Origin of the sequence: Flavobacterium sp. FlaQc-47, assembly GCF_044006475.1 — a bacterium.
GTDB lineage: Bacteria > Bacteroidota > Bacteroidia > Flavobacteriales > Flavobacteriaceae > Flavobacterium.
In genome coordinates, this window is record NZ_JBIPCQ010000003.1 from 69,032 (window position 1) to 88,616 (window position 19,585).

The 19,585-nt window shown below is 31.7% G+C and carries 17 protein-coding genes; 10 read left to right on the plus strand and 7 right to left on the minus strand.

Annotated elements, in window-relative coordinates; translation table 11 throughout:
* The first annotated feature begins 15 nt into the window (after positions 1–15).
* From ACHRVX_RS09945 to ACHRVX_RS09975, 7 genes are all read left to right on the plus strand, one after another.
* Entirely contained in the window at positions 16–2,187 is a 2,172-nt protein-coding gene (locus ACHRVX_RS09945) for a S9 family peptidase (RefSeq protein WP_395331746.1), read from the plus strand.
* A 36-nt stretch (positions 2,188–2,223) separates the two neighbouring features.
* A complete protein-coding gene (locus ACHRVX_RS09950; protein ID WP_395331748.1) occupies positions 2,224–3,900 on the plus strand; it encodes a peptide MFS transporter in 1,677 nt (558 codons plus the stop codon).
* A 1-nt stretch (position 3,901) separates the two neighbouring features.
* On the plus strand, positions 3,902–5,386 hold the full coding sequence (locus tag ACHRVX_RS09955; RefSeq protein WP_395332882.1) for a peptide MFS transporter: 1,485 nt from the start codon (positions 3,902–3,904) through the stop codon (positions 5,384–5,386).
* Between the two features lie 51 nt (positions 5,387–5,437).
* Positions 5,438–5,905 (plus strand): thioredoxin family protein, encoded by a 468-nt coding sequence (locus ACHRVX_RS09960; protein ID WP_213294607.1) that lies wholly within the window; start codon positions 5,438–5,440, stop codon positions 5,903–5,905.
* 221 nt (positions 5,906–6,126) lie between these two features.
* Positions 6,127–6,579, plus strand: a complete 453-nt coding sequence (locus tag ACHRVX_RS09965) for a thioredoxin family protein (protein WP_395331750.1) — start codon at positions 6,127–6,129, stop codon at positions 6,577–6,579.
* Between the two features lie 270 nt (positions 6,580–6,849).
* Positions 6,850–7,296 (plus strand): thioredoxin family protein, encoded by a 447-nt coding sequence (locus ACHRVX_RS09970; RefSeq protein WP_395331752.1) that lies wholly within the window; start codon positions 6,850–6,852, stop codon positions 7,294–7,296.
* A 258-nt stretch (positions 7,297–7,554) separates the two neighbouring features.
* Positions 7,555–8,004, plus strand: coding sequence for a thioredoxin family protein (locus tag ACHRVX_RS09975; RefSeq protein WP_395331754.1), 450 nt, complete (start codon positions 7,555–7,557; stop codon positions 8,002–8,004).
* 14 nt (positions 8,005–8,018) lie between these two features.
* Here the strand turns inward: ACHRVX_RS09975 and ACHRVX_RS09980 are convergent, their stop codons facing one another.
* The 5 genes from ACHRVX_RS09980 to surE form a co-directional block, all read right to left on the minus strand.
* Positions 8,019–10,040 carry a ComEC/Rec2 family competence protein gene (locus tag ACHRVX_RS09980; RefSeq protein ID WP_395331756.1) on the minus strand — a complete coding sequence of 674 codons (2,022 nt, stop codon included), beginning with the start codon at positions 10,038–10,040 and terminating at the stop codon, positions 8,019–8,021.
* Positions 10,041–10,096: 56 nt separating this feature from the next.
* Complete coding sequence (locus tag ACHRVX_RS09985; protein WP_395331758.1) at positions 10,097–10,600, minus strand: C40 family peptidase; 504 nt, start codon at positions 10,598–10,600, stop codon at positions 10,097–10,099.
* Between the two features lie 11 nt (positions 10,601–10,611).
* Positions 10,612–11,730 carry a lipid-A-disaccharide synthase gene (gene lpxB, locus ACHRVX_RS09990; protein WP_395331760.1) on the minus strand — a complete coding sequence of 373 codons (1,119 nt, stop codon included), beginning with the start codon at positions 11,728–11,730 and terminating at the stop codon, positions 10,612–10,614.
* 67 nt (positions 11,731–11,797) lie between these two features.
* The gene (locus ACHRVX_RS09995; protein ID WP_395331762.1) at positions 11,798–12,070 is read right to left on the minus strand and encodes a hypothetical protein; all 273 of its coding nucleotides are present in this window, start codon (positions 12,068–12,070) and stop codon (positions 11,798–11,800) included.
* A complete protein-coding gene (gene surE, locus ACHRVX_RS10000) occupies positions 12,063–12,842 on the minus strand; it encodes a 5'/3'-nucleotidase SurE (protein WP_395331764.1) in 780 nt (259 codons plus the stop codon). Before surE ends, ACHRVX_RS09995 begins: the two co-directional genes overlap by 8 nt.
* A gap of 213 nt (positions 12,843–13,055) precedes the next feature.
* Here surE and ACHRVX_RS10005 point away from each other — a divergent pair, with 213 nt between their 5' ends.
* Both ACHRVX_RS10005 and ACHRVX_RS10010 read left to right on the plus strand, forming a co-directional pair.
* Complete coding sequence (locus ACHRVX_RS10005; protein ID WP_395331766.1) at positions 13,056–15,242, plus strand: carboxy terminal-processing peptidase; 2,187 nt, start codon at positions 13,056–13,058, stop codon at positions 15,240–15,242.
* 94 nt (positions 15,243–15,336) lie between these two features.
* Positions 15,337–16,119 carry a DNA/RNA non-specific endonuclease gene (locus ACHRVX_RS10010; protein WP_395331768.1) on the plus strand — a complete coding sequence of 261 codons (783 nt, stop codon included), beginning with the start codon at positions 15,337–15,339 and terminating at the stop codon, positions 16,117–16,119.
* Positions 16,120–16,121: 2 nt separating this feature from the next.
* On the opposite strand, the gene ACHRVX_RS10015 is transcribed toward ACHRVX_RS10010, so the two are convergent.
* Positions 16,122–17,666 (minus strand): MFS transporter, encoded by a 1,545-nt coding sequence (locus ACHRVX_RS10015; protein ID WP_395331770.1) that lies wholly within the window; start codon positions 17,664–17,666, stop codon positions 16,122–16,124.
* 84 nt (positions 17,667–17,750) lie between these two features.
* On the opposite strand from ACHRVX_RS10015, the gene ACHRVX_RS10020 reads away from it, so the two are divergent.
* Positions 17,751–18,590 carry a helix-turn-helix domain-containing protein gene (locus ACHRVX_RS10020; protein WP_395331772.1) on the plus strand — a complete coding sequence of 280 codons (840 nt, stop codon included), beginning with the start codon at positions 17,751–17,753 and terminating at the stop codon, positions 18,588–18,590.
* 84 nt (positions 18,591–18,674) lie between these two features.
* Here the strand turns inward: ACHRVX_RS10020 and rpe are convergent, their stop codons facing one another.
* Positions 18,675–19,337, minus strand: a complete 663-nt coding sequence (gene rpe / locus ACHRVX_RS10025; protein ID WP_395331774.1) for a ribulose-phosphate 3-epimerase — start codon at positions 19,335–19,337, stop codon at positions 18,675–18,677.
* Positions 19,338–19,585: the final 248 nt, after the last annotated feature.

A 19,585-nucleotide genomic window follows, 5' to 3' on the forward strand; every position in this document is an offset into this window, starting at 1 on the left:
TTAAAATAATTCTCAATGAATACGAGTAAAATTACTGTAATATTTTTATTTTTAGTTGCTGCTGTCTTTGGTCAACAAAAAATTACTGTCGAAGATATTTATAATGGAGCATTTCGTGCAAAAGGAATGGATGAGTTGCAATCATTAAAAAATACAGATCAATATACTGTTTTAAACGTTGATCAGGCGAGTAGAAGTATGCAGATTGATTTATATGATTTTGCAACTTTAAAAAAGGTTTCTAATTTAATTGATACTAAAAATCATAGGGAACTTGCTGAAGGAATTGACAGTTATACGTTTGATGCTTCAGAAAAAAAGATTCTGATTGCGTGTAATACAAATAAAATCTTTCGTCACTCTTTTACTGCAGATTATTTCCTGTATGATATAACAACAAAATCATTGACTAAGCTTTTTGATTTTCAGGTTCAGGAACCTACTTTTTCACCTGATGGAACTAAAATTGCTTACGCTAAAGAAAACAACTTATATGTTTATGATGTGGCGTCAAAAAAATCGACAGCTGTTACAACTGACGGAAAGAAAAACGCCATCATCAATGGTATTACGGATTGGGTTAATGAAGAAGAATTTGCTTTTGTGCGGGCTTTTGACTGGAGTAAAGACAGTAAAAAATTAGCCTATATTCGTTTTGACGAAAGCGCTGTTCCGGAATTTTCAATGTCGATGTTTCATAAAGATCTATATCCAACAATTGAAACGTTTAAATATCCTAAAGCAGGAGAAAAAAATTCGGTAGTTTCATTACATATATATGATGCCGCAGGAAATAGTACTAAAAAAGTTGATTTAGGAAATTACAACGACTTTTATATTCCGAGATTACAATGGACAAATGATAATAATGTATTATCAGCTCAGGTTTTAAACCGCCATCAGGATAATCTTGATTTATTATTTGTTGACGGAGCTACAGCCGTGGCAAAAGTGGTTTTGAATGAAAAAGATAAAGCTTACGTAGATATCACAGATAATTTAACCTTTTTAAAAGACAATAGTTTTATCTGGACAAGCGAAAAAGACGGTTTTAATCATATTTATGTTTATGATAAAACAGGAAAGCTTAAAAATCAGGTTACAAAAGGAAACTGGGAAGTCGTATCTTACTATGGTTTCGACGAAAAAAACAAAACTATTTTCTATCAGTCTACAGAAAATGGGTCTATCAACAGAGATATTTACAGAATTGGTTTAGACGGAAAAAACAAAGTACGTTTAACTTCAAAAGTGGGAACCAGCTCGGCTACTTTTAGTCCGAACTTCCAATTCTTTATTAATACTTTTTCAAGTAACTCACAGCCTGTGACTTATACTTTGAATGAGTCAAAAACAGGAAAAGAAATTCAGGTTATCGAAAATAATAAAGATCTTTCGGCTAAACTAGCGTCATATAATTTGCCGGCAAAAGAATTTTTTGTTTTAAAAACAGCAAAAGGAAACGAATTGAATGCATGGATACTAAAACCAAAAGATTTTGATCCTTCAAAAAAATATCCTGTTTTCATGTACCAATATTCGGGTCCGGGATCTCAACAGGTAAATAACGATTGGAACAACTCTGATGATTATTGGTTTTTATCTCTTACACAACAAGGTTATATTGTAGCTTGTGTTGATGGTCGAGGGACTGGTTTTAAAGGTGCAGATTTCAAAAAAGTAACTCAGAAAGAATTAGGTAAATACGAAGTAGAAGATCAGATTGATGCTGCAAAAGTACTTGGTGCTTATCCATATGTTGATGCTTCAAGAATTGGAATCTTTGGTTGGAGTTATGGTGGATTTATGGCTTCAAACTGTATTTTTCAAGGAAACGATGTTTTCAAAATGGCAATTGCAGTTGCTCCGGTAACCAACTGGCGTTTTTATGACAGCGTTTATACTGAAAGATACATGCAGACACCTCAGGAAAATGCAAGCGGTTACGACCAAAATTCGCCAATAAATCACGTTGAAAAATTAAAAGGAAAGTTTTTACTGATCCACGGATCAGGTGATGACAACGTGCATGTGCAAAACTCAATGCAAATGATGGAAGCGTTAATTCAGGCGAATAAACAATTTGATTCTCAGATATATCCGGATAAAAATCATGGTATTTTTGGTGGTGCAACGAGAATTCAGCTTTATAATAAAATGACTAACTTTATCAAAGAAAATTTATAATATAAAACTTTAAACCTTAAATAAATAATGAAGAATATGGGAGAAACTCAAGTAAAAACTGCGCATCCAAAAGGACTTTGGGTATTGTTTGGGACGGAGATGTGGGAGCGATTCAATTTTTATGGAATGCGAGCTTTATTAACTTTATTTCTTGTGAATTCATTATTGATGAAGGAAGAAGAAGCTTCTTTAATATATGGAGGTTTCCTTGGACTTTGTTATTTAACGCCAATGTTGGGAGGTTTTGTTGCCGATCGTTTTTTAGGGAACAGAAACTGTATTTTGTTAGGTGGATTATTGATGGCTATTGGGCAAATGTTGTTGTTTACCAGTGGTAGTATTTTTGAATCAAACTTAGATTTGGCAAAAATTATCATGTATTCTGCGTTAGGAGTTATTGTTTTTGGTAACGGATTTTTCAAACCAAACATTTCAAGTATGGTTGGGAGTTTATATCCTAAACAGGAAAAAACAAAATTAGATAGTGCTTTTACTATTTTCTACATGGGAATTAATATCGGGGCTTTCTTAGGTCAGTCTATTTGTCCTTTATTAGGTGATGTAAAAGATGCTGGCGGAATTAGGGATATCCACGCTTTTAGATGGGGATTCATGGCGGCTTCTGTTGCGATGCTTTTAGGAACAATTCTTTTTTACTTTTTGAAAAATAAATATGTGGTTACTCCCGAAGGAAGACCATTAGGAGGTTTGCCATCTAAAAATGAAGCTTCTGATTTTGAAGAAGGAGAAGCTCAAAAAGCTAATTTTTCTAGTAAATCTTTAGTTATTGCAGGAATTGCATTTGTTGCTTTAGGATTCATTTTTCATTATGGTGTAGGTCAGAATTTAATTTACACACTAATTTATTCTAGTGGTATTTCTTTGGCTGGATTAATTATTTCAGATACTTCTTTGACTAAAATTGAAAGAGATCGAATTATTGTAATTTATATCGTTTCGTTCTTTATTATTTTCTTTTGGGCAGCTTTTGAACAAGCAGGTTCATCATTAACTTTTATTGCGGACAATCAAACAGATAGAAATTTCTTTGGTTGGTTAATGCCGCCGTCAATGGTTCAGATTTTTAACGGACTATTTGTGGTTTTATTAGCGGTGCCTTTCAGTATACTTTGGGATACATTAAGAGCGAAGGATAGAGAGCCTATTTCACCTGTAAAATTAGCGGTTGGTTTAGTTGTGATTTCTATCAGTTTCTTTATGATTGCGACTCAGGTTTCTTACATTGGAACTTCAGGTTTGTTATTGGTTAAATGGCTTATTTTATTGTATTTCTTAAATACATGTGCTGAGTTATGTTTGTCGCCAATTGGTTTATCATTGGTAGGGAAATTATCTCCAAAACGTTTTGCATCTTTATTATACGGAGTATTCTTTTTGTCTAATGCATCTGGTTATGCTTTAGGTGGAACTTTAGGTTCTATTTTACCTGCGACAGGAGATAAATTTGCAAAAGCAAAAGAATTAGGGATCGATCTTCAGGCCGTTTTAGATAATAAAGTTATACCAACTGCGGAGCAATTATCACTTTTAGAAAAACATCAGATTAGCGCTCATAATCACTTTTTTGCAGGATTTGAAATCCATAACCTATATGAGTTTTTCATGGTATTTGTAGTTCTTACAGGTATTGCTGCAATAGTATTGTTTGCTTTGACTCCATTCTTGAAAAAAATGATGCATGGTGTTAGATAAAATGGAACACAAAATTACTTTAGAAGAAATTCAAAATTTTAAAGGCAATTATCCAAAACAACTGTGGTATTTGTTTTTTGTTGAAATGTGGGAACGTTTTTGTTTTTACGGAATGCGTGGAGTGCTTACATTTTTCATGGTAGATCAGCTTTTTTTAAAAGATGAACATGCCAATTTGCAATACGGAGCTATTCAGGCTTTTGTATATGCATTCACCTTTATTGGAGGTATTTTTGCAGATAAGGTTTTAGGATTTAAAAAGTCATTATTTTTTGGTGGAATCGTTATGATTCTGGGGAATTTATTGATTGCTTTTTCTCCCCAGACTATGTTTTATTATGGTATTGCGTTCTCAATTATTGGGACAGGTTTTTTTAAGCCGAATGTTTCTTCAATGGTTGGAGAGTTGTATCATGAAGATGACGGGAGAAGAGATGCAGGTTACGGAATGTTTTATGCCGGTATAAATGTTGGTGGTCTTTTAGGAGGTGCCTTGTGTATTTATTTGGGAAAATATTATTCATGGCAATTGTGCTTTTTATCCGCTGCGGTAGTAATGTTTTTAGGTCTGGTTACTTTTTTATTTACTAAAAAGTATTTAGGTCCAATTGGTGATTCTCCTTTATTGAATCTGGAACCTGGTAAGCGCAGAATTCGTGAAATTGCAGTATATGCTTTATCAATATTAAGCTTGCCATTTATTTTTATAATGGTAAAAAATACAGATTACACAGATTATTTCATGTACACCATTGGAATAGTTGCCGTTGCTTATTTTGCTTATGAATTGATCAAGTTGGGAGATGTAAAATTACAGAAGAAGCTTTTTGCAGCATTTTTGTTTGTATTCTTTTATCTTTTATTCAACGCAATTTATGAGCAGAGTGGAGGATCGTTATCACTTTTTGCAAAAGACAATCTGAATGACAAATTATTGTTTTTCTCCATTGATCCAAACATTGTAAATAATAGTTCCAATACTTTTTTTGTAGTTGTTTTAAGTCCGCTGATTGGTTTGTTGTGGATTTGGATGGGTAAAAGAAGAATAGAACCTAATACATTAATAAAATTCGGAATTGGATTTTTGTTTTTAGGAGCGTCATTTTATATCTTTTATTTGACTAAATTCTTTGCAAATTCTAAAGGTATTGCGTCATTAAACGTATTTACTTTTGCTTATTTGATAACGACAATTGGAGAGCTTTGTTTAGGGCCAATAGGGATGTCAATCATCACTAAATTATCTCCAAAAAGATTATTTGGTATGATGATGGGATTATGGTTTCTTGCCAGCGCCTTCGGACAATTGTTTGCAGGAAAGTTAGGTGCCGAAATATCACGATCAAACACGGGTACTGATTTGGTTTCGAAGCTGCAATCTTATACTGAAGGATATTATCAATTAGCTATTTATTCTATTGTTGCCGGAGTTGTTTTAATAGCAATTTCGCCAATTATTAGAAAATTAATGCAAGAAGTAAAATAGATGACATTTACCAATTCTTTTTTTGTTTAAATTTGTCGAAAATAAAATAAAATGAAAAAAATATTTTTAATAACATTGTTTTTAATTGGAGCCTTTGTAACACAAGCGCAGGAATTAAAATGGTACACTGACGTAAGAGAAGCCATTACGGTTAGTAATAAAGAACAAAAACCAATGTTGATGTTTTTTACCGGAAGTGATTGGTGCGGATGGTGTATTCGTTTACAGAATGAAGTTTTGAAAACACCGGAATTTAAAAAATGGGCTACTGATAATGTTGTTTTAGTCGAATTGGATTATCCTAGAAGAACGCCTCAGACTCCTGAAATAAAAAATCAGAATAATGAATTGCAGCAAGCATTCGGGATTCAGGGATTTCCAACTGTTTATTTTACCAGCGCTGAATCTATAGACGGAAAAGTAAATTTTAAAGGACTTGGACAAACGGGTTATGTTGCAGGTGGACCATCTGCTTGGTTAACAGTTGCAGAGGGAATTGTTCATCCTAAAAAATCTTAAAAAAAATAAATTTGCAATATTTTTAAAAACTCCTTACGGTTGCGTAAGGAGTTTTTTTTGTTTAGTAAGAAAAGTTCTTGGATTGTTTGTGTATTTTTATGGGTTTCTTATTTTATTATGTTTAAAAAAACACATAATGTATTTTTTGTATTAATAAAAATTGGAAAATTAAAATATTATGTTAATTTAGTCGTGCTATACTAACCATAACCAATTATATTATGACTAAAAAATTACTTATCCTACTATTTTTTTTAGGTTCATATTTCCTGCATTCGCAAAGTTTAGTTTGGAGAACAAACATGACAGATGCTATTGCAATAAGTAATGAACAAAGAAAACCAATGTTGATTTTATTCACTGCCTCAGGTGTACCGGACAATCTTCAAAATGAGATTTTTAAAACACCGGATTTTGCCGTTTGGTCGCGTGACAACGTAGTTCTTGTAAAACTTGATTTATCTGATTCTTCTGCTGATCAAAGTGATAAGGAGCAGAATATTAAACTGAAAAACGCATTTGGAGTTGAAGATTTGCCGGAAGTGTGTTTTGCAAGTGCTTCAGTCCGAAAAAATAAAACAACATTTAGTGCTTTAGGAAAAATCGCCTATAAGCCCGGAGGAGCAAAAGCGTGGATTGCAGAATCTAATTTGATTTTGCATCCCAGTGAATAATTAAATTTAAATTAAGTTTCTTAGTTTAATTTGTAGATCCCTTTTTGCCTTTGTGTGAAAAGGGATATTTTTGTAGTACTATTTGTCATGTTGAATAGTAGTTTTTGTTATTTTAGGAGATATATTTTTATGATTTTATTAAAAAACTAAGGCTTTATTAATGAATTATCGTTTTTATTGTTTTTTTAGTAATTTTTGTTTCAATATGATTTGTTTCATAAGGATATTATGCTAATTTAGTCGCGTAAACCTACTTAAAACCAATTTAATATGACCCGAAAATTACTTATCCTATTTTTCTTTTTAGGTTCATTTTTTCTACATTCACAAAATTTAGTTTGGAAGACCGATATGAATGACGCTATAATTGCAAGTGATGCTCAAAAAAGACCATTATTAATTTTTTTTACTGCAACCGGTATTTCACAAAAGATTCCGAATGAAGTTTTTGCAACGCCGGATTTTGCCGTTTGGTCACGTGATAACGTTATTTTAGTTAAACTTGATTTAGCTGATGCTAACATGTCTGAAACTGCAAAAGACCAAAATGTAAAGCTGAAAAATGCTTTGGGTATTGATGAATTACCTCAGGTATGCCTTTTATTAGCTTCTGTTAAAAAAGGCAAAACGACTTTTAATAACTTAGGCATAGTTCCTTTTAAACAAGGCGGAGCCAAAGTTTGGATTGCTGATGCAAATTTAATTTTAAATCCATAAATAGTTAATTAAATGACAAATTAATCCCTTATCTCTTATAGCGATAAGGGATTTTTTTTTATGGGTGATATTAGTTGTTAATCAGTACTTTACTATTTAAAGAGCGTTTTTTCTTTATTTTGTTAAAAATATTGCATATTTATTGTTTTAATATCATTTGTGTTATGTATTAATTATTTAATTGTTTTATTTTGATTGTTTAATGATGTATTTGTGTTAAATTGGTTGAATAAATACAATCTAAAACCAAAAACTAACATGACACCAAAACTACTTATTTTACTGTTTTTTTTAGGTTCATTTTTTCTGCAGGCGCAAAATTTAGTTTGGAAGACGAATATGAATGATGCCATTAAGATGTGCGATGATGAACGAAAACCTTTATTGATTTTTTTTACTGCTTCCGGGACTTCACAGAAAATCCAGAATGAAATTTTTGCAACACCTGATTTTATGGATTGGTCAAGCGAAAATATCATTTTATTAAAACTTGATTTGTCTGATCCTTCAATATCAAGTGAAGAGAAAGAGCAGAATGTCAAATTAAAAGAAGCTTTAGGGATTGATGAATTACCACAAGTTTGTCTGGCCACAGCTTCTATCAGGCGAAATAAGCCTACCATAAATAAACTTGGCCTATTAGAATATAAAATGGGAGGAGCAAAAAAATGGATCTCTGAAGCAAAAATAATATTGCGCGGAGAGTAAGAAAATTAATTTCCCTAGTTTAATTTGTAATATCCTTTTTCACTTGTTGCGTGAAAAGGGATGTTTTTTTTAAGGCAGGATATTTTCCAGATTTTCAAAACCGCATATGAATTTGAAGCATCCGCAATTATTATTTGAGGGTGTAAATCTTCTAAAATGCGATCAAGGTTTACTTTAGGAGATTGAGTAAGAATCAGGATATCGGGTTGAACTTTGTTTTTGTAAATTCCGGTGCTGTCAATTATTTCTATTTTTTTTCCGTTAAAAAATAAAACGTTTTTAATTTTTTGAGTTGATTTTAGTTTGCTGAAATTTCCAACCAGGTAAGAATTTAAAGTAGTATTCTTTGAAACCGTATCAGTTGTAAAAAGTGTGATTTCCTTTCCTTTTCTTTCAGAAATTAAAGTGTTTCTTTTTGTATTATAAACGATTAATTCGTGTTTGTTTTCTACTTCTTTTTTTGTGTATATAAATGAAATTTGTAACAGGATCACAGAGATCAGAAAAAATACTAATTTATTATAATCCCGTTTTTTATTCCAAATAATTACTGAAATAATAAACAAATAGAAAGTGACCAGATAGTAAGAGTTAAAACTGATATCACGTATAACAAACCATTCAAACGAAGCTACAATATGAATTGTTTTGTTTAATAGATAAATACTTTTTTCGAAAATTTCAATTATTAAAATAGGAGGAGAAATAAAAACGGCCAATATCATTACTATAATTCCGGCAATCATTATAAAAGACAATAACGGAATAATTACAATGTTTGTAACAAAGAATAATCCGGGAAACTGATGAAAATAATACAGACACAATGGGAGCGTACCTATTTGTGCTGCAAATGAAACCGTTAATGCATTCCAGATGGTGATTAGGATTCTATATCGTGGAGTCCACATTGTTTTTAATAAAGGTTGCAACCAAACAATGAAGAATAAAGCGAGATAACTTAACTGAAAACCAACGTCAAATAGAAAATAAGGTTCAAAAAGTAATATTAAAAGAATGGAAACTAATAGGGTATGATAAATACTGCCGCTTCTGCGTAAATGATTTCCAATTGCTAAAAAAGAAAACATTACTACAGATCGCAAAACAGATGGTGATAAACCTGAAATTACGGCGAAAAACGTTAATGAAATCAGGATGGAGATTAATTTTATCAAAGATCCCTTTCTGGTATTGGGAATAGGTTTTAGAATAAAATTTATAAATATCATAATAAAGCCAACATGCAATCCTGATACAGACAGGATATGCGTAGCTCCTGAATATTGATAATCCTGAATAATTTCGGTTGAAATGTCTTGCTGTTGCCCTAAAATAAGTGCCAATGCAACATTCATTTCTTCTTTATTAAAATTTGATTTTTCAAGATTGCGCACTATTCTTGAATGTAGTCGTCCCGAATAATACCAAATGTCTTTTTTTGCTTTTTTATTAATATTAATTTCGGCTTTGCTGCTGTAAACCTGTGCGAAAATCTGTTTGTCTTCGAGATATTTACTGTAATTAAATTGATTAGGATTCTTATTAATACTATTGCGTTGAAGAGTAGTTTTAACTTTTATTATGTCACCAATTATAGCATTTTTGGAACTGTCTTTTTGAATGTTGACTATTATCTTTCCTGAATAGACCTTTCCGTCAATAGTGTTTATTAATGCTGTAAATCTATCGTTATAACTATTGCTTTTGAGCTTTTCACGTAAAGTAAATGTTATGGTTTGCGGAGTTTGAAATGCTTTTGTGCAATGAATATAATTTGATTTTTGAAGAGAATCTGTATGAAATAATAAAGTTAAAACGCCAATGAAAAAAGAAACTAAATATGTACTTATTCCAAAAAAGGAATTGAATTTTTTGTTTCTTTTATTTAAAAAGTAAGAAAAAATAAAAACAGATAAACAAATTATAAATATCACTGAAGCAACATCAAGTGATGGCTGACCATAATAACATAATAAAATACCAATAAGAAACCAAATTGTAATTTTGACTAAAGGAAAATCTAATACTTTCATGGTTTAAAAGTATTAAATTATTTGTAAGAAAAAAGATATATTTTAATTAATTCGGTTTAGTCAATAATTCTATTGATTTGCACGAAGGAACTTTGATAGTACGGTTCTTTAGTAGAAGATATTATAACTCCTTTTGAAGTAGAAGAATGAACAAATTTAATTTCATTGGAGTTTACCTCAGTAATAAGTCCAACGTGATTAATTTGTTTGCTTTTGTTGGTTTTAAAAAAGATTAAATCTCCTTTTTCAGCATCGTTAAATTGAATTATTTTACCCACTTTTGCTTGTTCATAGGAAGGTCTTGGCAGTTTGATATTTTCTGATGCAAATGTAGTAAATACCAATCCGGAACAATCAAAACCATTTTTTGTTGTTCCGCCGGCTTTATAGGGTGCGCCAATATTAGCTGTAGCTTTTTCAATCAGATTCCTGACCAAAGATCTGTTTTCTTTCTTAGATTCCTTCTTGGGTTCCTTTTTGCTTACAACGGTTGCGCTTGAAGTTGATTTACAAGAAGCAAAAGTGACGGCTAAAAGCAATAAAATGCATATTTTTTTCAAATCAAAAATATTTAAACTTGTTTTAAATCGGCAACAATAAGTTTTGCTGTTTTTTTGCTTGCGCCAACTCCGCCTAATTTTTGCTCCAGAATATCGTAATTCTTAAGTAGTTTTTCACGATAGTCAGGTTGTAATAATTTTTGTAATTCTTCCTTAATACGTTTGGTGTTACATTCACTCTGAATTAATTCTGTCACAACTTCCTGATCCATAATTAAATTCACAAGGGAAATATACTTTAAAGTAATAATACGTTTTGCAATTTGGTACGAAATCGAGCTTCCTTTATAGCAAACTACTTCAGGAACTTTAAAAAGGGCAGTTTCCAGAGTTGCCGTTCCGGACGTTACTAAAGCTGCAGTCGAAGAACGCAATAAATCATAGGTTTTATTCGAAATAAATTTGATGTTTTTATTGCTTATAAATTGCTGATAGAATTCATAATCCTGACTGGGAGCGCCTGCAATTACAAATTCATACTCCTGAAAATCATCTACAACGCTTAACATCACGCTTAACATTTTAGTAATTTCCTGTTTTCTGCTTCCCGGTAAAACCGCAATAATAGGTTTGTCGCCCAATTGATTTTCTTTTCTAAATATAGTTTCATCAAAAGGTGGCTGATTCTGAATTGCATCAATTAAAGGATGTCCAACAAAATCTACCGGATAATGATGTTTGTCTTCATAGAAGCTTTTTTCAAAAGGCAAAATCACAAACATCTTATCGACATCTTCCTTGATTGCTTTAATTCGGTTTTCTTTCCATGCCCAGATTTGAGGAGAAATATAATAATGGGTTTTATAATTTAAAGCTTTTGCCCATTTGGCAATACGCATATTAAACCCTGGATAATCGATAAAAATCAAAACATCAGGCTTAAATTCTAAGATGTCTTTTTTGCAGATTTTGATGTTGTTTAAAATGGTTTTTAAATTAAAAATCACTTCTACAAAACCCATAAAAGCTAATTCGCGATAGTGTTTTACTAAAGTTCCTCCGGCTTTTTGCATTAAATCACCTCCCCAAAATCTAATGTCAGCCTGAGGATCTTCCTCATAAATTGCTTTCATTAAATTTGAACCGTGTAAATCTCCAGAGGCTTCACCTGCAATTATGTAATATTTCATATGAATTTTATTGAAAGTGTGTTCCAATTTTAAACACAACAATTTTTTTGCTTAGCAAAGATAAGATTTAAATAAATAAAGTTGAAATGGCCAGAACAATCACTGCCAAAATGATACCTCTTGCTTTCATTTCTTCATTTCTGTTTAATAAAAGCCAAAAAACAGCAAGATCTAAAACGGTACCTATAGTTATTACTTTTCCCATATATCCTTGTTGTTTTATGGTTTGAATTCCTGTTGAAATATCAAATCTTGTAAAAAAGGTAACGAATAGATAGCTCCCGAGTAGAGCAGTAAAAATCCCGATTACAAATCCAATAAGTAAGTCTTTTTTATTCATTTAAATTCCAGGTATTAAGTTGTTGCATAGAATGATGCGCTGTTAAATCAAACTGCACAGGAACTACAGAAATGTATCCGTTTTCTAAAGCCCATTCATCTGTATCTTCTCCCTGATCTTCGTTTGTAAATTTTCCGGTAAGCCAATAATAATCCTTGCCATACGGAGTCTGGCGTTTGTCAAATTTCTGCGCGTAATACGCTTTCGCCTGACGGCAAATTTTTATTCCCTTGATTTCTTTTTCTTTTAATTTTGGAAAATTCACGTTTAAAACTACGCCCGGAGGTAATTTATTTTTCAGTGTTTCTAGGGTTATCCTTTTTACAAAAGATTTTATTTGCTCGAAATCAGCATTCCAGTCAAAATCTAATAAGGAAAAACCAATTGCCTGGATACCTTCTATTCCAGCTTCGACAGCGGCACTCATTGTTCCTGAATAAATGACATTTATAGAAGAGTTGGAGCCGTGATTAATTCCTGAAACGCATAAATCCGGTTTTCGTTTTAAAATTTCATTTACCGCTAATTTCACACAATCAACAGGAGTTCCGGAGCAGCTGTATTCAGTAATAAGATCTTCATCTTTTGAAATTTTGTCAAGAAATAAAGTATTGTTTATTGTAATGGCATGTCCCATTGCACTTTGAGGTTTATCCGGAGCGACAACAATTACATCTCCAATTGTTTCAATAACGCTGATTAAAGCTCTGATTCCCGGTGCAAGAATTCCGTCATCATTAGTGACTAATATTAAAGGTTTTTCATTTTTCATTGCTGGGGATTTTATTCTGATTTATCAAAATTAAAGCTTGTAAAAGCAAATGTAATAACAGATTTTGGTAGAATACTAACAAATAGATAAAAATTATAAACTAAATTCAAGAAGACTTTTAGGCGTCAAACATTTTTATATCTTTAACAAAAAATTATAGAGAACTTGGCAAGTCGACATTAATTTTACCGTTAACTTAGATTAAAAAATTTGATGAATGCTATTATTAAGTTTATGAAAAGAAATTATAAAATACTTATAGCCGTATTATGCTTGTCTTTAACCTTATTTGCTTTTAAAATTAATGCAGATAAGAGTGCTGATCCGGATCCGAACAGAGATAAAACGCTTTTAGAATTGCTTGCATTTGTTATTGAAAAAGGACATTACAGTCCGGCAGAAATAAACGACGAATTCTCAAAAGGAATTTTTAAAGATTATATTGAAGCATTAGATCCTTCAAAAAGATTCTTTTTGCAGTCTGATATTGATGAATTTAAACAATATGAGCTGCAGTTAGACGATCAGTTTCTGAACAAAGATTTAACTTTTTTCAACCTTACTTATACAAGGTTGATGAAGCGTATGGAAGAAAGCAAAAAACGTTATAAAACTATTTTAGCTCAGCCTTTCAATTATGATGTTGATGAAACATTTAATGCAGATTATGATAAACTGCCTTATGCAAAAAATGCAACTGAAATCAACGAAAGATGGAGAAAACAAATCAAATTATCAACGCTTTCTTCGCTTGTAACCAAGCAAAAATTAGAAGAAGATAAAAAGAAAACAGATCCTGCTTATAAAGTAAAATCTTTTGAAACTTTAGAGAAAGAAACTCGTGATAGTTCACTAAAATCGTTAGATGATAATTTTAGTTTGATTAAAGATTTAAATAAAGAAGATTGGTTTTCTGTATATGTAAACTCAATCATGACTCGTTTTGATCCGCATACAAGCTATTTTGCTCCGGAAGAAAAAGATCGTTTTGACGTTAATATCAGTGGAAAACTGGAAGGTATCGGAGCGAGATTAACTAAGAAAAATGATTTTACTCAAATAGATGAATTAATTTCCGGTGGACCGGCGTGGAAAGGAAAACAACTTGAAGCGGGAGATTTAATTTTAAAAGTAGCGCAAGGAAACGAAGAACCTGTAGATGTTGTAGGGATGCGTTTAGACGATGTTGTGAAAAAAATTAAAGGTCACAAAGGAACTGAAGTAAAACTTACGGTTAAAAAAGTAGACGGTACAATTAAGGTAATTTCTATTATAAGAGATGTTGTTGAAATCGAAGAAACATATGCTAAATCTAGTATTGTAGAAAGAAACGGATTGAAATACGGAGTAATTTATTTACCTAAATTTTATATCGATTTTGAAAATAAAGATGGTCGTGATGCAGGAAAAGATATTGCTCTTGAAGTGGAAAGACTGAAAAAAGAAGATATCAACGGTATTGTTCTTGACGTTCGTGATGACGGAGGAGGATCTTTATCTACAGTAGTTGATATTGCAGGTTTATTTATTGAAGAAGGACCAATTGTTCAGGTAAAATCTGCAGGAAAAAAGAAAGAAGTTTTATACGATAAAGATAAAAAAATCGAGTGGGACGGACCATTAGTAATTATGGTGAACAGTTTCTCCGCTTCGGCATCAGAGATTTTGGCTGCTGCAATTCAGGATTACAAACGTGGAGTTATCATTGGGAGTAAACAAACTTATGGTAAAGGAACGGTTCAAAATGTGCTGGATTTAAATCAATTTGTTCGTAATGCAAATTATGGTGATTTAGGTGCTTTAAAAATTACAGGACAAAAGTTCTACAGAATCAATGGAGGCTCAACTCAGTTAGAAGGAGTTCATAGTGATGTGGTTATGCCAGATCGTTATGCGTACTTAAAAATGGGAGAGCGTGATATTGACAATGCAATGCCGTGGGATAAAATTGATCCGGCAGATTACAGTACATGGAAATCTAATGAAAACTTTACTAAAGCGATTGAGAAAAGTAAAGGAAGAATTGCTGAAAATGCTCAATTCAAATTGATTGAAGACAATGCAAAATGGATTGACGTTAAAAATAAAGAAAACACCTATAGCTTAAATATCAATAGTTTTAAAGCTACTCAGGAACAAGTTGAAAATGAGGGTAAAAAATATAAACCAATTGCAGATTACAAAAATAACCTGGTTTTTAAATCTTTGCCATACGAAGAACTTGAAATGAAAGGTGATGCAACTTTAAAAGAGAAAAGAGATGTTTGGCATCAGGCATTATCTAAAGATGTTTATGTTGAAGAAGCATTGAATGTTTTAGATGATTTGCAATCTAAAACTGGTGTTGTAAAAGGATCAGTTTCGCCAAAAATGAAAAAAGATAAATTAGTAAAATCTTAGTTCTTTAAAGAATTAATTTGTTATTGAAATGCTCCAAAAAGTTCCTCTTTTTGGAGCTTTTTTTTTGTAGTTTAGCGAACATAAATTATAATAGATGAAGAATTTTATTACGTTAATTGTTATAGGTTTTTTGTTAATTTCCTGTAAAAAAGAAAGTAGCGAAAAAAATGAAATGAATGAAACTCAAAACGAAGCTTTTGTTTCAAATCAAAGTAGTACAGATTCATTGTATAATTATACTTATTTGCCTTCATCGACAACGAAACAAATTGTAAAACATAAATATTACACACTTTCATATAATGAACAATTCGAGCAAGCCGAATGGGTTGCTTATGAATTAAAGAAAGAATATTTAAAAAACGCGAATTACAAACGCCCTTATTTTATTGAAGATCCAAAAGTCACAACAGGTTCTGCAGATTGGAGAAATTATAAAAAGTCAGGATATGACAAAGGACATCTTTGTCCTGCAGGAGATATGGAGTTTGATAAAGAGGCTTATAATGATACATTTTACACCTCAAATATTTCACCTCAAAATCATGATTTTAATAGCGGAATCTGGAATAGATTAGAACAGAAAACCCGTTATTGGGCTAGTAAATACAATGATATTTATGTTGTAACCGGAGGAATTTTGAAAGATTCTGATAAAAAAATAGGAACAGAAAAAGTGGCTGTTCCTAACTATTTTTATAAAATTATTTTAGCAAAAACGAGTAAAGGACATAAAGCAATTGCTTTTTTAGTGCCAAATAATGATAGCGATAAGTCACTATATGATTTTGTAGTGCCAATTGAAACATTAGAAAAAATGACCGGAATTGATTTCTTCCCAAATTTAAAAGGCTTAAAAAGCGATAAGGATTTTTAAGTTCATCTGACAAGTTTAAAAACTACTTTGTTTTTTGTGTTGAAGGTTATAAAGCTCAATAAAGCTAAGATCCAGACACCAATACCTCCATAAAAAAGTACTATTTCAAACCCGTGAGCAAGTGCGTTATGTACAATCATTCCTGAAGAATCTAATGTGGCTAGTTTAGGGAACTTCTGATTTAATGATGAAAAATTCCCTGAGGCTATTTTTTCTGCCATCGCATGTAATGTTGTTTTATTTATTGTTCCGGAAAAAGAAGTATTTAAATAGGATGAAATACCTTTTACAAGAATAAAACCCATTAAGGCAATATTAATAGACAAAGTAATGAGCCTTGCACTCATGTCTATTCCAGAAGCCATACCGGAGCGACTTGGAGAGACTGAACCTGTGGTTGTATTAGTTACCGGCGTATTAGTTAAACCTAATCCTATTCCTGCTAATAAAGAACCGGGAAGCATCGTTAGCCAACTTGGATCTTCGGCTATAATCCCGTATCTCATGCCTATAAAACCAATTCCTATTATAAATAATCCTGCCGGAATTATAATTCCTGAACGATATTTATCTGAAAGTTGTTCTGCAAAAGGTGGAATGATCAAAGTGGGAAGTGTATATGCGAGCAAAGAAAGTCCTACTGCAACAACATCATATCCTAAACAACTTTGAAAATAAATAGGAAAATAAATTATAAAGGGCCAAAAGCTAAAATTCATTCCAATTGATCCAAAAATAGCACCTGAAAAATTACGAATTTTAAATACCGAAAAATCAAACATGGGATATGAAGTTGTTTTTTCGATCCATAAAAACAGCATAAAACTTATTATTGTAATCGTTATACTGCTTAAAGCTATTGGACTCAAAAAACCTAGATTAGGTCCTTGGGTAATAAAATAAGTGAGTCCAAAAACAGCGAGAGATAAAGTAATCATTCCCCAAATATCGATTTTTTTAGCATTAGGATCTTTCGACTCGTCGACATAGCCATAAACTAAAATTACGGCAATCAAAGCTAGCGGAACATGAATTAGAAATACCCATTTCCACGATAATATTGCTATGATTGATCCGCCTATAATGGGACCAAATCCCAAGCCAACACCAAGAATAATCCCCCAAATGCTAAAAGCGTTGCTGCGTTCTTTTCCTTCTTGAAATTGATGTGATAAAGTGGCAACTTGACAAATTAGCATTGCACCACCACTTATTCCTTGAAAGAAGCGACTCACAATCAGTAAAGCAACATTATTTGACAAACCACAAACTAAAGATGAGACGCCAAATAGAATTAAAGTTATAATCAGAATTCGTTTTCTCCCATATCGATCAGCCAGAGTTCCTGCTGCCATTAAAACAGTAGTGCAGCCTATTGTATAAATATTCATGATCCATTGCATATCGTTAAGATTTGCGTTTAATACTTTTTCAAGTGTTGGGAGTATAACAGGAACACTTGAAATTTCGAGAGAGAAAATTAATGTTGCCAGACATATAGCGATTAAAACGATGTTGTTTTTGCTGGAATAAAATTTTTGTTTCATTTTTTATTATATTTTTTAGCAAAAATAAACTGAATAAGACTCATTTTTCGGTACAATTAAATGATAAAAAAGTACTTTTGTAATATGAGAAAAGAAAACATGCATCAATCAGTAGAGGTACTTTATAAAAAGGTAAACGAATGCCCAATTGTAAATTCACAGTTTAGTTTTTTTCAGATGGTGTATGTTCTTTCGGGAAATGGATTTCTCCATATTAATGGAAATGCAATTACTTATCAAACAGGAAATCTAATGTTACTGACTCCAAATGATTACCATACTTTTGATATTATAGACACAACAGAGTTTTTGCTGGTTAAGATTAATAGTGAATATGTAAAGGAATATAAATCAAAAAGTATTGATCACATAGGATGTTTGTTACATTATGCGACACATTTATCAGGATGTATTTTGAAACGAAAGGCAGATGAATTCCTGGTAAAATCAATAGCAGAATCCTTGATACATTCTATAGATAATACTGATATTTATGATGAAGATTTAACTACTCATTATGTAAATGCCCTCATTGTAATTGCTGCAAGAAATATTGCCAAAATAAAGCCATCAGGTGTTAAGGAAAGTGCAGATAAAAGAATCCTTGAAATCATTAATTATATACAGGCAAATATTTTTGTTCCTCAAAAATTGAAAGCTGCGGTTATAGGAGAGAAGTTTGATATTTCTGATACTTATTTAGGAAGTTATTTTAAAACTCATTGTGGAGAAACTATTCAGTCTTTTATCGCAAATTATAAAATTCGGTTGATAGAACATCGCTTGAGTTTTAGTGATATGAGAATTAATGAGATTGTAGCTGAATTTGGTTTTTCTGACGAAAGTCATCTCAATAAGTTTTTTAAGAAACATAGAAATATTAGTCTGACAGCATATAGAAAGTCGAAAATTTTACTGAATTAATTTTAAAGATATAATTAGTGCAGATTAATTATAAAAAGAGCCGAAGATTTCTCTTCGGCTTTTGTATTTACTTGTATTTGCGACTTAAAAAGTGGTCAAAGTTTTTAATTCAGCAATAGTCTGCCTTGGGTTTTCTGCTTTAAAAACAAAGCTTCCTGCAACTAAAACATCAGCTCCGGCTTCTACTAATTGTTTTGCATTTTTACTTGTTACACCACCATCAATCTCAATAATTGTTGAAGCATTTTTGCGGGTAATTAAAGCTTTTAATCTTTTTACTTTATCATAAGTATTCTCGATAAAGGATTGTCCTCCAAAACCTGGATTTACACTCATGATGCAAACTAAGTCAATATCGTTTATAACATCTTCTAATAAATCAATATTAGTATGAGGATTAATGGCAACTCCAGCTTTCATTCCTTCGGCTTTAATGGCCTGAAGTGTTCTGTGAAGGTGAGTACAAGCTTCATAATGAACACTTAAAATATTTGCGCCTAAATCTGCAAAAGTTTTGATGTATCGATCCGGATCAACAATCATTAAATGTACATCGATTGTTTTTTTTGCATGTCTTGAAATTGCTTCTAAAACCGGCATTCCAAACGATATATTCGGAACAAAAACCCCATCCATAATATCAATATGAAACCAATCAGCCTGACTGTTATTGATCATTTCGATATCACGTTGTAAATTCGCAAAATCAGCTGCAAGAACAGAAGGTGCAATAAGTGTATTCTTCATTGTGTGTAGTTGTGTGTGTTATTTTTTGCAAAGATAATTTTTTTAAACGCAAATTTTGCAATGATGTAGGTAAAGTTTATTTAACCGCAAAGTCCGTAATTTCGATAGCTATCGGGATACGCAAAGTTCACAAGGTTTTATGCTGATTTTTTAATGAATTTACAAAGTTTGCACAGCTTTGCGAACTTTGTGTTTTATAAAATCCTAAGATAAAAAACCTTTGCGGACTTTGCGGTTAAGAAAACATA